Below are 16,250 nucleotides of genomic sequence, written 5' to 3' on the forward strand. Positions count from 1 at the left end.
ATTGATCACTGGTTAGTATTTTTTGGACGTTCTTCACATAATAAGATGAAAAGAAATAGAACGTTTTTATAGTTGATACCTAGAAGTAGAAAAAAGGATAGAGGTAATGAGTTGTTCAGAAACAGTGGAACATATAAAAGGAAGTGTTGCTGAATGTGCAAACTGTAAGACCGAACTTTTGGGGTCACACTGTTATTCTTGTGGTCAGCCTGTAAAAGGAATGGTGCGCCAATTTTCTAATATAATCGGGGATTTTTTTGACACATTACTAGCGCTTGATTCGCGTATAGTACGCACTCTGGCGCCTTTGCTGTTTCGTCCTGGTTTTCTAACAGTCGAGTATTTTGCTGGACGGCGGGTACGTTATGTAAGTCCAGTACGTTTGTTTATTTTCTTATGTATAACAACCTTTTTTACAATTCAGCTTAGTACTGATTGGAAGGATTATTCATCTGAGAATGATGAGACTGTGGTTGAGGAAGTATCTGATATAAAGCAGCCCCTTGATGAAGGGAGGAATACTATATCAGACACATCAAATCAGGATGTCGAGACTGAGCTTTTGCCGAATGAGGCTCCAAAAAAAGTTGGTGAAATAATCGATGAATTTCAGAGGGCTGAGCCCAAATTGGTAGTTGATATTTTTGATAGTGAAGAGGATGAACATTGCAATGTAAAGGTTGGTGGAGCTTGCTGGGATAACAAAGCGGAACGCCCAAGATTTTCAGGTGTACCACAATCCCTAGTGGATAGCGTGGCTGAATTCTTGCTAAAGATCGAAAAAAATAGTGATCTAGTTGAAGCTGATCCCAATCGTTTCAAGAAGATTTTTCTTGGTTCTTTACCTTCCACACTATTTATTATGCTGCCTATTTTTGCATTCATGTTATGGGTGCTTTATCTGTTCAAGCGAAGGTTATATATGGAACACTTAATTGTTGCATTACATAGCCATGCATTTATTAGTTTGGCACTATTATTGACGACTCTTCTACTTAATGTTCAGGGTTGGTTTGGCGGTTATCCATGGGTTGAGCAGATCACGTGGAGTTTAATATCTATCCTTGTCTTTTGGATACCTGTATATCTTTTAATCATGCAAAAGCGTTTATATAGGCAAGGGTGGATTATGACTTTGATTAAGTATTCTTTCTTAGCTGTTGTGTATCCGCTAATGCTTTCAATTGGAGCTACATTGGCAGTTTTATATAGCGTCGCGGAATTTTAGTATTTTCTGTTTATTTTCGGATGTTCTCACTCAGTAGTAATTAGGGCGCTAGGGTATTAAAACACACGTTTAATACCCTTGATTATAAGAGGGTAAGTTAATGTGGATGGGTGAGGATATATGCTTTGCATCTTGGTTATATTTACATTTTCTCTAGCGCTGAAGTGTCTTAATTATAAAGCTGAATTTAAAATTAAAAAAATCATGATAAATAAGAGAGCTGCAACTGTTTAAGATTAAATCCCGCCAATATTTTCCAGCTATATATAGATATTCCATAAGGTCGCTTTACAATCTCTCCAGCCAATAGAATGTAGTTTTTATTTGATATGTGGTTGAAGGGAAAAATCGTTAATAAAAGAATACTTTGTGGAGGGTAACATGTTGAGACTGATAATCAGTTTTTTAGCTAGTTTACTGACTTTGATTTTTGCGATAATCAGTTATGCAGATCCGATTCAGGATATAAGTATGCAGAACTATAATGCTGGTTGGTACCCTAACTTCTATCAAGGTCAGGGTCCATTGACCTGTCGTAGAACTTGTGCAATTTGGGTCGGTGCTACACCAGAATCTGAATTGACAAAGGAGATGACAGAGGAGTTTGAACGAACCAATGTTTGTAAAATCACTCGCAATCCAGAGATTATTGAAAAGCCATATGATGATCCATTGGCCCATTGGTTATATGGTAATCAATTTGACGACAAAGCTAATTGTTATGCGGGTACACCCTTTGGAGTAATTGAAGATGATCACTACATGTGCTTATGTGTATGTGATAAACCAGACCTGATCGTGAGCAAAATTCATGATCCAATCTGGGACTCTGGTTCAGGGCAATCCCTGATTGCTGTAGATATCACCAGTGTCGGGCAAATGGCAGCTGCCGCAAGTTTTGCTCGCCTGATCGATCCCGATACTTTGGCCAATGATGTTCAAGCAATCCCAGCCTTAGCTGTTAGTGGGACGATAACCCTCATCTTTACCTTGAATTATTGGGTATTTGATCCTGATGCGGTGCTGGAAGTGACCGCAGACTATAAAAACATCGTGGAGGAATGCGATGAAACTAATAATATGCTGGTTTATAAAAAGCAGGGTTAAAAATACATCTTATTAGTGTTCGACAATAAATTAACGAGCTAGGTGAACATTAATTACCTCACAGTTCTCCTTACCTACTGTAGCCGTTGGCATACCACCACCCTTGATATTGGTATCGGGCTTTTTGGGCACAATGATGTACATACGATGATAGTTACGTAATACGTAGTCTTTCTTGTTTGCGCTTAACCAAGGGTATTCGTCCGCAATGGCGGCTACCCCTCTTGCCAGGGCAATACCATCGGTGCAGTTATTTGGTGTGGTGGTGGACATAACCATGGCTAGTAAGGTAGATGAAAAGAGCATAAATCTTGTTCTTTGGCCGAAGTCGGGGTAATCGAGGCACTAAGCCGTCACTCGGGAAGTATAACTAAGTCGGCTACAGAGCTGTAGTGATCTATACCAGAGTTTTGTCAATCTATACTCTCTCACAGCAGAGTGACAGGTCTATACCGGTCACTCTGCTAAACCTATTTTTCCTCATGAATTCTCAACTATCCCCATACTGATTTCTTTACTTTGCAATATCTCCATTTGATTATCCGCTTCGACTGTTCTCTGTTGAAACTATAAAAGGAGAAATTTGAAGGAATGAGTACTTATGAATAGCGAATATCTGTGGCTTGCGACACGAGTACATAAGATGGCATGGAAAATGAAGCTGTTACCCACAGCGTATTTTGCGTTGCAATCGGCATGTCTGTTTTTGTCGTAATTGCGTCTTTTGTGACATTTCTAGAGGAGTAGAATAGGTACAAGGAGGAATTACTATGAGCAGAAAGATTGGTTTTTTCATTGCCGATGGTTTTCAGGCCCTGGACTTATTTGGCCCCTTGGATGCATTTATGGAGACTAACAGTTTTATCAGTGAGGCCTATTCTTGCTACTTATTAGGTTTGTCTTCAGGGGTTGTTGAAACAGCGTATGGACAATCCCTTTCTGTAGACTGCGATATCTTTGAATTACCACAAGTCGATTACTTGGTCATTTGTGGCGGTGTTGGAATGCGGCAATTGGAACTGAACTCGAAGCAACTCAATGCTTTGAGACTGATAGCTGAAAATGCCCGTAGGGTAATGAGTATCTGTACCGGTGCTTTTATTCTAGCAAAGATTTTTCCTGAACAGAGTCATAGAGTTACTACACATTGGCGACATTGCCGACAATTGGCACAACAGGCAGTCAATTATCAAGTGGAAGAGGACCCGCTGTTTATTGAAAGTGAAGGAATCTGGTCTTCCGCCGGTGTTTTATCCGGCGTCGACCTAGCCTTAGAGATCATCCGAAGAGACCACGGCAATACTATTGCTGCGAGTGTTGCCAAAGAACTGGTGGTCTATCTACAGCGCCGTGGTGGTCAGGCACAGTACTCAGACTTATTACAGGTACAATCTGGCGATAGCATGCGTCTCAACCCATTGCTGGAGTGGTTAGCTCAAGATTATCAAAAACCTATCAGTGTCTCCGATATGGCCGAGAGAATATCTATCAGTGAGCGTCAGTTAACACGCTTGTTCAAGCGTCATTTACACAGCACGCCTAGCCAGTATTTAAATCAAATTCGTCTCAACCGGGCGCGGGACCTGATTACTTGCGAGTCCTTGAGCTTGGAGCAAGTAGCTCTACGAGTGGGCTTTTCCAGTTACGATAGTTTTCGCCGGGCCTTTCACCTTCAGTTTGGGGTCTCTCCCTCATATTTCAGCCGGAATCAAGCATAAAACAAAGATTATTTTTAATTATCTACTTGTTATTTTTTTATATAAAGCCAACACACTTGAAACTGATAAGGTTAGTGTGTGGAAGGAAGATATACAGCAATTGCAGAAATTAATTGAGACACATCATATAGATCCGCTTGTTAATGTTGATAAATATGAATTCTATGAGCAAATCCATAATCTACTTAAATCTCTGCCAGATATGAATGAAACAGAAGTAGAGGTGGGAATAATGCGTTTAATACGTAGTATTGGCAAAGTTTCTTTATGGCACTGGCATTATTGATGGACAAGATGAGGTGACTTACCAGTTTTTAAAAGATGGTAGATCTATCTCAATGAAAGTGCACTCTGTGCCTATGGAAAAATTTGGTGGGCTGAACACACAGTATCCGGTTTTGGTTCCTGATATTAATTATTTTAATATCGACTTGTCTGGTATCCGCCTGGCTTTACTAAGAAAGTACGACGCAGTTTACGTGGACTTTGATAGTTATCCAGATTTACCTGATCTTCAAGAACAGTTTGAGAATATTGTTGATATCGTACGTGATAGTAGAGTTCAGAATCTTGTTATCGATTTTCGAGATAATCATGGCGGAAATTTTTACGTAGGATTGGCTCTCTCTTCCTGTATTAAAAATTTGGATCAATTCGATTGGCGCAATGGTATATATGTAATGATTGATGAAGGTACTCAATCAGCAGCGATGAGTAATGCGGCCCAGTATCAGCAAATTCTCAATACCAACTTGGTGGGTACTCCGACAGGCGCCGATCCTAATATAGCCTCTGAAACTAACCGTTTTAAGCTTAAAAACTCGAAGAGAGATAAGCATTGCCAAGCGCTATTATCGCTTTATTCAATTTCCTACCGATGCGCTCTACCCTGATTTTCCGATGACGACAAGCTGGCGTGACTATAAGCAGGGTAGGGACGGAGCACTATTACAGTTACCAAATCATATTCAAGAAAAGGATCGTGAAAGTTAGGTAAAGTCATAGTAAATATTGACTTTCATTGTACTGAAAAAATAATACACTGCACTCGAAATTTTATTAGGTATCAATACTCATTGAGCGTATCCATTAGTTTATACATAATAAATGCCGGTAGCAGTGTATTACTCATTTTCTAGGGAATAGCTCTTTAAAATAAACGGTTACCACTCCACACAAATCTTACCAAAGTGCGAACCGCTGGTTTGATACTCAAAAGCTTCCTCAAGATTGGCAAACGGAAATGTCTTATCGATAACTGGATGCACTGTGTTGCTTTCCAATGCCGCAACATAATTCTGCTGTTCACGGCGATTTCCCACAACCAGCCCTTGTAGGCGTGCTTGTTTTCCCATCAGTAATGCTGTTGGGACTTCTCCCTCTCTGCCAGTTAGCACCCCAATGAGAGAAATGTGCCCCCCCACCCTAACTGACTGAATGGATTGTTCCAAAGTGGCGGGCCCACCCACCTCGATAATATGATCGGCCCCTTTGCCATGGGTTAACTCCAGTACTTTTTCTGACCACTGTGTATGGGTTTTGTAATTAATCCCGTGAGTTGCCCCCAGCTTCTTGGCGCGTTCTAGTTTCTCATCGGAGGATGAGGTCACAATTACTTGGGCGCCCAACATATTGGCAATTTGAATTACGGCAATAGATACGCCGCCAGTACCAAGGGTTAAAATTATATCTCCTGGTTTAACCTTGCCATCGCTGACCAAGGCCCTCCAGGCCGTGAGGCCCGCTGTGGTAATAGTGGCAGATTCAGTATGACTCCAGCCCTTGGGTGCCAGGGTAAATGCAGTGGCATCACGTACTACATGCTGGGCTGCCATTCCATCAATGCCATCTCCGGGTGTATTGGCGAAGCCCCAAACACTGTGGCATGCCGGCCCTGCCTGCCATTGGGGGAAAAAGCAGGAAACCACGGAATCACCGATCTTAAATTCGGTGACACCCTCACCAACGGCCTCAACTGTTCCTGCACCATCAGACATTAAAATACGGCCATCTTCGGTAGATATACTGCCGTCGGCAACCAGCAAATCATGGAAGTTGAGCGAGGATGCGCCAATGGCAACACGGATCTGCCCAGGCCCTGGCTTGCCGGGGTCATTAATTTCGCTCAGAGAGATATTTTCAAGACCGCCAGGTGCTTTTAGCGTCAGTGCTTTCATGATCCTCACCTTTTGTTGAATAGCGTGCTCTTTTATTTGTATCAGTCAATCAATACTGGTCTTTGATCATGGGGTTACAACTGGCATTTCTCAAGTGTATAAAAAATTATTGCTCCAACTTTTAAGTCAGCCAAAAATCATCTATTGGTAACTTCTATGTCGCCGATTTCATCGGTTGGTTAAATTTTAATTAAAATGATTAAGCTAAAAAATAGCTAATTCAATTTTCCTTGAGCGACTTTTCATTCAGTGATAACTTCTATTGAAGATTGATTTTGCTTAAATTTAATTTATCCGTTTTGGTTGTGGGTTAATAGTGACGGATAAAATGAAGAGCTTTTTGAAGTGGTATGTTTCCTCTATGAATAATGGACAGTGTATCAAACACCTATTTCCTCTTTAATTGTGTTCACTTTTAAATTGTGCAAAAAGATTTTTATATAAATGAATAACTTCTATCGCTGTAGAATAGAATCAGATAGTTCGAATGCTAGTCGTCTTCCAAGAGAAAATAGCCGCTTTGTGGTGCCATTTTAATTCGATAAGGGTTCTCCAGGGTTCTCCTTTATTTTCCCGATTTTTAATCCTGGGCATACTCGGATATCTTAATGTTGTGAAGTTTAGGTATTCTTTCCTTGCCCTGTTTGCTTAGGCAATAGAGTACCTCTGACTTAAATGTACTTTTATCTACAGATTCATGCCCCTGCCGCCCATTAATAAAATTATCTCTAATGATCTTTATATCTTCATTGAAAAAGTCTAACTTTATATCCATCAAAGCTTTTTCAAATTTCATCAAATGTATCACGTGAAGTTTATCAGACATAGACACTGAAATAACGCCTTTAGGCAGAAAGCCAAAGTACTGAATTGCTGCATCAATATTTTCGTAATGCTCATATTTAACTTTATTTTTGAAGTGATAAAGGAGGGATTTTCTTGATCCTCTATGCTTGGTTAAATACAGTTGTGGACAGTCGGCATAACAAAAATAGCGCCCTTTAGAAAGCATGGATAACCATATAGCAGCATATCCCCCCATAGATGACCCAGCAAAACAAACTCTACGTTTTGCTACAGGTACATCAGATAGCATTTCTTCTACAAAGCTAAAAACTTCAGGCAAGAAACTTCCATTTTTGCTGTTTAGAAACCAGCCGCCATGAAGGTTGGGGTTGTTTTCATTCAAAGACGGATCTGCAATTGCTATAATACAATGTTTTGGAAATAAGTTGGCCCATCGAAATCGGGTAAATTGAGGTAAGTGTTTTCTACCTGCACTAGGCAAGAGAACTATAAGTCCATTTTCAATTTTATCAGGACGAATTATTCTTGCATATTTATCCATAAAAATTCTAATTACAATTGTTATTTATAAATGATTCTATTTATATAAGCTTGCATGCGAATTAGCAAGAATCGTAGTTGAGAGAGATAATATAAGTTGTTGTTAGGAGGGGGCAATAAATAGTTTTAACCGAATTGAACTAGATGGCGCCTAGATTGATGTTAAGCATACAGCTTGTATTCTGGATTTTGAGGTCTGTGGTAAGACACCTTTATATATGCCATTGAGAGTAGTAGGAAATATATTCTTTTAATATCAAATTTCAACCAAGGTTGGTTAGGTTTTGAGTTAGAGAAAATTTCACCTTTATGGCCACTTCATGGTGATTCCATATATTGTTGTATACTTTAATGTCCATGTAGGTTTTGGCGCAAAAATATCCTTGGAGCAAGGTTGTTGAGTAATCCTGAGAGAAGCTCTGAACCAGATTATTTTACTCATTGTGGTCTTGGTAATGTTGATGACGGTCAATCGCTTTTCTCTGCAGAGTTGCCAATATATTCTTTAAGCTCACGACTCTTCTGTATGGCGTTGAAGGGGTCATAGGGCTATATACTTCAAGTTTTTATTCATTATTCTCTATGAGAAAATCTTATATCTAACTGAAGGTTTAAGTACTTGCAATATATTTATTTGGGTGCTTAAAAGGTCTAGAAATTAAAAATTATTTGAATGGAAAGAAACTGGCGTTATTTTCTGCTGCTATAAGTATTTAGTGGTATACGTCTCTGGGAAACTGGTATAGCTCATGACAAAGACTTTTAATGGGAATAAGTTGTTGATAGCTCTGATTGTATCTTTATCTGTAGAAAATTTTGCGTATTCTGAGAGTTACGATACGGGCGATGAGCGTGATTGGTTGTTGAATGCAGAAAATGATAAAGATCGCTTAATTTTACTGCAAAACTATCTTGGTGGTTTTTCTGTTTCCATGTGGGAAGTAGGGGATCGTTACAAAACCATATATTCGGCGCTTCAGAATGAGAACTTTGACCTAGCTATATATCATTGGAAAAAAATTAAAGCTGTCATTGAGAATGGTTACCTAAAACGTCCTGCCCGGAGGGCAAATTCGGATGCAATTTTTATAAACTCAACATATGAAGCTGTGCTTAGTGCATTTGAGACCAGGGATATAAAAAAAGCTTGGCAAGGGTTTTCCAATGCCCGTTCTGCATGTATGACATGTCATGTCGCTGAAAAAATACCTTGGATGAATGATCAAAATTTATTTAAAGATACTGCTGTTTCAAATAACTGAACACTATTTTTTATTGATTTACTAATAGGATTGAGCACCCTATTTGAAATTACAACACTTCGACTAGTTGTTAGGAGTAGTCTTGATATAGATCTATTCATAATAGTTCAGGTTTCTAATCGCTCTCTACCAGCTGTGAGTATCATCCGCAGTAAAAGTTTTTATGACCTTCTATGTTTCTTGGAGATTTTGGTGGTGATGGCGGATTAATAGTTTGATGTTTGAATTTAGTGGCTCTAGAAAAGGTGTGATATATCGTTAGCTACTTCAAAGTTGGGAGTGCGTGCTTTTCCTAGGCGCCTAGAAAGCCAGTGAGTCACATGAGAAGGGATTAATTGGGGATTAAAATGGTGGGCCCTCCGGGACTCGAACCCAGGACCTGCCGATTATGAGTCGGATGCTCTAACCAACTGAGCTAAGGGCCCACACTTTGCTTGCGGGTATCGTTGCAAGCGGTTGGGCAAAGTACAAGATTTTTCCTTTCAAATCAATGCCTTTGTGGCAGAAATTTCTTCTTGTCGTGTTTGCACAACAACGTCAATCTCAGTAGCTATTATTTGAGCGGTCTTTAAATTTTAACTTCCCAGCCTAGAAAGTAAGGGATGGATATCCCATTTTGAGCTTGTTGGTACGCCTGTTCAGTTTGTTGGTGTTAATTAGTACCATTGTTCAGGTTGTAGAAGGGGAGGCGTAGCCTCCCTTTTTTATAATTAACGATTTTCAAGTAGTGCGGTTAAATCGGCAACTTGGGAATCACAATACAACCCCAGACGATAAACCACATTAACAGGGCCACCGCTACTGCGGCAGAGCCGGTGTCTTTGGCAATCTTGGCCAGTGGGTGCTTCTCAGCTCCTATGCGGTCCACAGTGGCTTCAATAGCGCTATTGATAAGCTCCAAAGGCAATACCACCAGGCTAACTGCTATCAATACGGCGCGTTCAGCCGGGGTGTCTCCTACCCATAGGGCAAAAGGGACAAAGAAGATAGCGAGGATAACTTCAATACGAAAGGCTTCCTCATTACACCAGGCGGCGCTGAGACCTTCGCTTGAATATTTGGCGGCGGCAATCAGGCGGGCAATGCCTTTTTTGCCTGGCTTGTTGGCGACTTCTTCAGACTCTTCCGGTTTATTGGCGACTTCTTTTTGCATGCTGCTCTCCTGCCATCCGTAGACCCTTGCGGGCGGTCATGATTGTGTCACATAAAAAAGCCCGGTCGAACCGGGCTTTTTCGTGGGGGCTTACTCGTCGAGGAAGCTCCGCAGGTGCTCTGATCGGGACGGGTGCCTCAGCTTACGCAGGGCCTTAGCCTCGATCTGGCGGATACGTTCACGGGTTACATCGAACTGCTTACCCACCTCTTCCAAGGTGTGGTCGGTGTTCATGTCGATACCGAAGCGCATACGCAGTACCTTGGCTTCACGCGCGGTCAGGCCGGAGAGCACGGAGCGGGTGGCGTCGTGCAGGCCAGTCTGGGTGGCGGTGTCCACCGGGGAGGACTGGTTCTGGTCTTCAATAAAGTCACCCAGGTGCGAGTCTTCATCGTCACCAATAGGGGTCTCCATGGAAATGGGCTCTTTGGCGATCTTGAGGACCTTGCGTACCTTATCTTCTGGCATATCCATGCGTTCACCCAGCTCTTCCGGAGTGGGTTCGCGGCCCATTTCCTGCAGCATCTGGCGGCTGATACGGTTGAGCTTGTTGATGGTCTCAATCATATGCACCGGGATACGAATGGTGCGCGCCTGGTCTGCGATAGAGCGGGTAATAGCCTGGCGAATCCACCAGGTGGCGTAGGTGGAGAACTTATAGCCACGGCGGTATTCGAACTTATCCACCGCCTTCATTAGGCCGATATTGCCCTCCTGAATCAGGTCCAGGAACTGCAGGCCGCGATTGGTGTACTTCTTGGCGATAGAGATAACCAGGCGTAGGTTAGCTTCAACCATTTCCTTTTTAGCGCGGCGGGAGCGGGCCTCGCCAATGGACATACGGCGGTTGATCTCTTTGATCTGGCCTACGTCTAGACCGGAGCGCTCTTGGCACTGGGCCAGCTTGCGTTGCGCGCGAACGATATCGTCTACGACATGACGCAGGGCGTCAGAGTAGTCGCGCTTCTTTTTGATGATCGCGGGGATCCACTCTTCATTGGTTTCGTTACCGGGAAATTCCTTGATAAAGGTCTTGCGCGGCATACGTGCACGCTTGATGCACAAATTCATAGTGATGCGCTCTTGCCTGCGCACACTATCGAGAATATCGCGAACTTCGCCGTAGAGAGGATCGAACTGGCGTGGTGCCAGTTTGAAGTAGCGGAATACCTCGGCGACGGCTTCTAGAGCAGTACCGGCTTCCTTGGAGTCGCGACCGTGGGCGGCGATGGCCTCATCGGCGGCTTTCTGCGCAGCGATCAGCGCATTCATGCGCTCGGCCAGCTCCTCTGGGTCGAGACCGCCGGCGTTTTCCTCTTCTTCCTCGCTGGAGGAATCGTCGGCGTCGTCCGAGTCATCGTCCTCTTCGCCTTCGCTTTCAGAGGACTCGCTGCTGTTGTCGCTTACTACAGCGGCTTGGCCAGCCTGGGCTCCGGGGGGCACATCTTCTGCTGGGTCGAGCCAGCCGGCGATGACATCGGGGATACGGCGCTCTTCTTTCTCGATTAGCGCGTATTCATCGATGATTTGCTGTACTGCGCCAGGCCAGTAGGCGAGGGCGGCCATCAGCTCGCGTAGGCCCTCTTCGATACGCTTGGCAATGGCGATTTCGCCCTCGCGCGTGAGCAGCTCTACAGTGCCCATTTCGCGCATATACATGCGTACCGGATCGGTGGTGCGGCCTACATCAGACTCAACTGCGGCCAGTGCGGCGGCGGCTTCGGCTGCGGCGATTTCGTCGGCGGAGCTGTCACCCTCGGCCATCAACAACTCTTCGGCATCTGGTGCGCTTTCGAACACCTTGATACCCATGTCGTTGATCATGCCAATAATGTCTTCCACCTGATCGGGATCGGAAATATCTTCCGGGAGGTGGTCATTTACCTCGGCATAGGTGAGATAGCCCTGCTCTTTACCGCGGGCGATCAACTCCTTGATACGGGAGGTTTGTTGCTGGGTTTTGTCGGTCATGCACAACCCTGAATTCTGGGGATGAAAATACGGGACAAAGACGCGGGATTATAGCGTATATGCACTAGCAATAACCACTCTAGCTGTCAAGCAACGGCTCTGGTGTGAATTTTAGGGTGCTGAGGTTCCCGTTCCCGCCCGGCGGGGTGAGTGAATATAGTGTTGAGGCCGCAGTTTTCAAGGGGTTATTGCAGATTAATTGTCTTTTCTGCGCCAGTTGGCCAATAAAGCCAGTTGTTCTTCCTGACTGAGCTGGGCACCGGCTTTTAACTGGGCCAAGAGATCGCGATTGCGCTGCTTGGCATCGGATTTTTCTAGGTGACGTAGACAGTCGTTAAATTCAGCCTGGGGATCGTATTCCAGGTTGCTATCGCCTTGGGCTAGGTGACGAACCCCGGAAACTAGGGGAGATATCGCCAGCTTAGCCAGAATATCGCTGGATTCGGCGCCGTGATGGGCGCGCCAGTGGCCGATCAATTGGCGAAAGTTAAGTTGTGGGCGGCTCTTGAAAAGCTCCACCAGCTGGGCAAATAACAGCAGGTCTGGGTTGTCGGCGCCGAGGAACTGTTGCAAGTCCTCAATCTGCGCGGCCAGCTCGGGGTGGTGGAGGATCAGCGCTACTAGCATACGTTCAGGAGGTAGGCGATACTGGCCGGTGCGGCGTGGGCTGTCCCCAAGTGTGGGGGAATATTCAGATTCGTCTTCGCGGGGCCAGGGTTCCGGCGGGGTGCGGTGTTGGAGTTCCTCATCCTGCTCGGTAGAGAGGGGTGCGCCGGTGACAGTTGGCTGTGCCTGTGCTTGCTGTAACTGGGTGTTGCGAGCTTTCTCTGCGTGAATCACCTCCTGCAGAGTGTCTTTGTCGAGTCCGGTACGCGAGGCCAGCTGCTGGAACATCAGTTGGCGATATACGCCTCCTGGCAGCAAATCCAGCAGTGGGGCGGCCAGCTTGGACAGGCGCGCGCGGCCGTCCATGGTCTGGAGGTTGATGTCTTCGCTGAGCAGGTCGAAGAGAAAGTCCTCCAGGGGGCGAGCCTGCTCTTCTATCAGTTGCTGGAAACGTTCTCCACCCAGTTGTCGCACCAGAGTGTCCGGGTCTTCTCCTTCCGGCAGCAACAAAAAGCGTAGGCTGCGGCCGTCCTGCATATGGGGCAGGGCAGATTCCAGTGCGCGGCGGGCGGCGGCGCGGCCGGCGCGGTCACCATCAAAACAGAATAGCAATTCACTAGTATGGCGAAAGGCCAGCTGAATGTGCTCTTCGCCGCAGGCGGTGCCAAGGGTGGCGACGGCGTAGCGGATATCGAACTGCGCCAGGGCCACTACATCCATATAGCCCTCCACCACGATCAAGCGCTCTAAGTTGCGATTGGCCTGGCGCGCCTCCCATAGGCCGTAGAGTTCACGGCTCTTGTGGAAAATCGGGGTTTCCGGGGAGTTGAGGTACTTGGGCTTTTCGTCCCCCAATACCCGGCCGCCAAAGGCGATGGTGCGGCCGCGCTGGTCGCGAATGGGGAAGATGATGCGGTTACGGAAGCGGTCGTAGTGGTGACGCCCGCCTGGTTTGCTGTTGCCGTCACTGTCCTGGCGGCGAATGGCGAGTCCAGCCAGTTCAAGCTGGTCGGCCTTTTCGGGAGTGTCGGCCAGGGCATTGAGCAGGTTGTCCCAGCCCGGTGGTGCCAAGCCGATGTCGAAATCTCGGGCGATTTCCCCGGATAATCCGCGATTGCGCAAGTAGGCCACTGCGTTACCTGCCGCAGGGTGGTTGCGTAGTTGTTCTCGGTAGAATTCTGCAGCTTTTTCCGTCAGTTGATAGAGGGATTGGCTTTCCCTCTGGCGCTTTTCCTGCCCGGGAGCCAATGCCTCTCTGGGTACTTCCAAGCCGCGGGTGGCCGCCAGTTTTTCCACGGCTTCGGGAAATGGCAGGCGATCGTATTCCATCAGGAAGCCGATGGCATTGCCGTTGGCGCCGCAGCCGAAGCAGTAGTAGAACTGCTTGTCTGGGCTCACGGTAAAAGAGGGGGTTTTTTCGTCGTGGAAGGGGCAGCAGGCTGAGTAGTTTTTTCCGGTCTTACGCAGTTTTACCCTACTGTCCACCAGCTCGACGATATCTGCGCGGGCGAGCAGGTCGTCGATAAAGTGCTGGGGAATCTTGCTGGGCATACTGTTCTGTAATCCGGCTGGGCGTTAGGCCAGTCGGGCCTTAACCAATTTGCTGACTGCGCCCATATCTGCACGGCCTTGAACCTGAGGCTTCACCTGGGCAATCACTTTACCCATGTCGGCCATGCCGCTGGCCCCGGTGCTCTGCACGGCGGAAGCGACAATTTCGCTAATCTCCGCTTCGGTCAACTGTTTGGGCAGGAACTCTTGGATGACTTCGATCTCCGCCTGTTCCACTGCAGCCAGCTCGGCGCGGCCGGCCTTTTCATACTGGGTGATGGAGTCGCGGCGCTGTTTGGTCATCTTGTCCAGCAGAGCGAGGATACGCGCGTCATCCAGATCGATGCGCTCATCCACTTCAACTCGTTTGATCTCAGCATTGATTAAACGCAGGGTGGCAAGACGCTCTTTGTCGCGTGCTTTCATTGCGTCTTTGGTCGCTTGAGTCAGGGTGTCCTTGAGAGTGCTCATAGTGAGTGTTCCGGGATTGGCATTGATTGTGGTTTATTGGGTTGAGCGCTAAGGATAGCGCGTCCGACGAGCATGGAAAATGCGGTTGGCAGAACGAAAAACGGCGCGCGAGTAGGGCTCGCACGCCGTTCTTTATAGCTCCGCTACGGGCTAAGCCCGTCCGGCCGCCTCGCTGCGACAGGCTTATTCAGCCTGCGGCTCTTAGTAGAGACGCTGGAACTTGCGGTTTTCGCGCTGAAGCTTTTTAGCGTGACGCTTAACAGCGGCAGCAGCTTTGCGCTTACGAACAGCGGTGGGCTTCTCGTAGAACTCGCGACGACGTACTTCAGACAGTACGCCTGCTTTTTCACAGGAGCGCTTGAAGCGGCGCAGAGCGATATCGAAAGGTTCGTTGTCTTTGATTCGTACAGAGGGCATTAGGATACCTGTTAAAATTCGTTTCTCTCGGCCATTCCGGCAATGCTCTCGCAGTTGCATCCGGTGGCCGGTTCACAGCGAGGGCGCAAATTCTAAACACTCCTATACGGGATCGCAACCCCATTTTCCAGTATGATAACCGCCCCTCGAAGTAGTCACGAGAATGAAATCAAGTGCGCGTCCTCGGTATAGAAACTTCCTGCGATGAAACTGGCGTCGCTATCTACGATTCTGAGTCCGGTCTGCTCGGCCATGCTCTATTTAGTCAGGTTGACCTGCACGCCGGTTACGGCGGTGTAGTCCCTGAACTGGCAAGCCGCGACCATGTGCGAAAGCTGTTGCCGTTGGTACGGCAGGTAATGGCGAAGACCAATACCAAGCCTTCCGATTTGGGGGGTGTAGCTTATACCGCCGGTCCAGGCTTGGTTGGCGCCCTGATGGTGGGCGCCTGTGCCGGCCGCGCCCTGGCGTATGGCTGGGGGGTGCCGGCTGTGGCTGTACATCATATGGAGGGTCATTTATTAGCTCCGATGCTGGAGGACAATCCACCGGCTTTTCCTTTTGTGGCCTTGCTGGTCTCTGGTGGTCATACCCAATTGGTCGAAGTGCGCGGTCTTGGCGACTACGAACTGATGGGGGAATCCCTGGACGATGCCGCTGGTGAAGCTTTTGACAAGGCCGCCAAGATGCTTGATCTGGACTACCCCGGTGGTCCGCGTTTGGCAGCCTTGGCTGAGAAAGGTGATCCCAAGCGCTTTACCTTTCCTCGCCCTATGACTGATCGACCGGGGCTGGATTTTAGCTTTTCGGGCTTAAAAACCTTCACCCTGACCACTGTGCGTCAGCACGCCCTCGAAGATGGCCTGCCGGATGAACAGACCTGTGCGGATATTGCGGCAGCCTTCCAAGAGGCGGTTGTGGATACTCTAGTGATTAAATGTCGTCGTGCAATTAAAGCCTCTGGTTATAAAACTCTGGTCATTGCCGGTGGGGTTTCCGCGAATAAATTGTTGCGTGAACGTTTAGAAACGTGCCTGCGCAAGGATAGTGCCAGCGTCTACTACCCCCGTCATGAGTTTTGCACCGATAACGGCGCTATGATCGCCTATGCCGGTAGTTTGCGTTTGCAAGCCGGAGAACAGACGAGCCTTGCAGTTGATGTGCGTCCACGTTGGCCAATGACAGAATTGCCCAAGACCGAACTTTAAGAAATCCCAGGGGCATCCTGGCAGTAAAAAGAAA

General features: G+C 46.7%; 14 protein-coding genes and 1 tRNA gene. 6 read left to right on the plus strand and 9 right to left on the minus strand.

The genetic code is table 11. The features are described from left to right. Positions 1-106: 106 nt before the first annotated feature. Together ACJJIB_RS03445 and ACJJIB_RS03450 are read left to right on the plus strand one after the other, a co-directional pair. A complete protein-coding gene (locus ACJJIB_RS03445) occupies positions 107-1,228 on the plus strand; it encodes a DUF3667 domain-containing protein (protein WP_444887894.1) in 1,122 nt (373 codons plus the stop codon). A 381-nt stretch (positions 1,229-1,609) separates the two neighbouring features. Next, positions 1,610-2,335 carry a CARDB domain-containing protein gene (locus ACJJIB_RS03450; protein WP_444887895.1) on the plus strand — a complete coding sequence of 242 codons (726 nt, stop codon included), beginning with the start codon at positions 1,610-1,612 and terminating at the stop codon, positions 2,333-2,335. Between the two features lie 30 nt (positions 2,336-2,365). Here the strand turns inward: ACJJIB_RS03450 and ACJJIB_RS03455 are convergent, their stop codons facing one another. Beyond that, positions 2,366-2,641 carry a hypothetical protein gene (locus ACJJIB_RS03455; RefSeq protein WP_444887896.1) on the minus strand — a complete coding sequence of 92 codons (276 nt, stop codon included), beginning with the start codon at positions 2,639-2,641 and terminating at the stop codon, positions 2,366-2,368. A 464-nt stretch (positions 2,642-3,105) separates the two neighbouring features. On the opposite strand from ACJJIB_RS03455, the gene ACJJIB_RS03460 reads away from it, so the two are divergent. Both ACJJIB_RS03460 and ACJJIB_RS03465 read left to right on the plus strand, forming a co-directional pair. Continuing rightward, the gene (locus ACJJIB_RS03460; protein WP_444887897.1) at positions 3,106-4,053 is read left to right on the plus strand and encodes a GlxA family transcriptional regulator; all 948 of its coding nucleotides are present in this window, start codon (positions 3,106-3,108) and stop codon (positions 4,051-4,053) included. A gap of 251 nt (positions 4,054-4,304) precedes the next feature. Then, a complete protein-coding gene (locus ACJJIB_RS03465) occupies positions 4,305-4,946 on the plus strand; it encodes a hypothetical protein (RefSeq protein ID WP_444887898.1) in 642 nt (213 codons plus the stop codon). A 270-nt stretch (positions 4,947-5,216) separates the two neighbouring features. Here ACJJIB_RS03465 and ACJJIB_RS03470 read toward each other — a convergent pair whose 3' ends face one another. Beyond that, positions 5,217-6,230, minus strand: coding sequence for a zinc-dependent alcohol dehydrogenase family protein (locus ACJJIB_RS03470; RefSeq protein WP_444887899.1), 1,014 nt, complete (start codon positions 6,228-6,230; stop codon positions 5,217-5,219). A 580-nt stretch (positions 6,231-6,810) separates the two neighbouring features. Continuing rightward, a complete protein-coding gene (locus tag ACJJIB_RS03475; RefSeq protein WP_444887900.1) occupies positions 6,811-7,578 on the minus strand; it encodes a hypothetical protein in 768 nt (255 codons plus the stop codon). A 748-nt stretch (positions 7,579-8,326) separates the two neighbouring features. Here ACJJIB_RS03475 and ACJJIB_RS03480 point away from each other — a divergent pair. Next, positions 8,327-8,839 carry a hypothetical protein gene (locus tag ACJJIB_RS03480; RefSeq protein ID WP_444887901.1) on the plus strand — a complete coding sequence of 171 codons (513 nt, stop codon included), beginning with the start codon at positions 8,327-8,329 and terminating at the stop codon, positions 8,837-8,839. Positions 8,840-9,187: 348 nt separating this feature from the next. Here ACJJIB_RS03480 and ACJJIB_RS03485 read toward each other — a convergent pair. From ACJJIB_RS03485 to rpsU, 6 genes are all read right to left on the minus strand, one after another. Then, positions 9,188-9,264, minus strand: a tRNA-Ile gene (locus ACJJIB_RS03485). Between the two features lie 308 nt (positions 9,265-9,572). Then, positions 9,573-9,992: a diacylglycerol kinase gene (locus tag ACJJIB_RS03490; RefSeq protein ID WP_444887902.1), complete on the minus strand. Its 420-nt coding sequence runs from the start codon at positions 9,990-9,992 to the stop codon at positions 9,573-9,575. Positions 9,993-10,082: 90 nt separating this feature from the next. After that, the gene (gene rpoD, locus ACJJIB_RS03495) at positions 10,083-11,963 is read right to left on the minus strand and encodes an RNA polymerase sigma factor RpoD (RefSeq protein ID WP_444887903.1); all 1,881 of its coding nucleotides are present in this window, start codon (positions 11,961-11,963) and stop codon (positions 10,083-10,085) included. A 195-nt stretch (positions 11,964-12,158) separates the two neighbouring features. Further along, entirely contained in the window at positions 12,159-14,120 is a 1,962-nt protein-coding gene (dnaG, locus tag ACJJIB_RS03500; RefSeq protein ID WP_444887904.1) for a DNA primase, read from the minus strand. Positions 14,121-14,144: 24 nt separating this feature from the next. Further along, the gene (locus ACJJIB_RS03505) at positions 14,145-14,591 is read right to left on the minus strand and encodes a GatB/YqeY domain-containing protein (protein WP_444883624.1); all 447 of its coding nucleotides are present in this window, start codon (positions 14,589-14,591) and stop codon (positions 14,145-14,147) included. A 201-nt stretch (positions 14,592-14,792) separates the two neighbouring features. Beyond that, positions 14,793-15,008: a 30S ribosomal protein S21 gene (gene rpsU, locus ACJJIB_RS03510; protein WP_020411530.1), complete on the minus strand. Its 216-nt coding sequence runs from the start codon at positions 15,006-15,008 to the stop codon at positions 14,793-14,795. Between the two features lie 173 nt (positions 15,009-15,181). Between rpsU and tsaD the strand changes: the two genes are divergently transcribed. Then, positions 15,182-16,216, plus strand: a complete 1,035-nt coding sequence (gene tsaD / locus ACJJIB_RS03515) for a tRNA (adenosine(37)-N6)-threonylcarbamoyltransferase complex transferase subunit TsaD (RefSeq protein WP_444887905.1) — start codon at positions 15,182-15,184, stop codon at positions 16,214-16,216. Positions 16,217-16,250 lie beyond the last annotated feature (34 nt).

The organism is Microbulbifer mixtoriginis (SeqCode) (assembly GCF_052467705.1).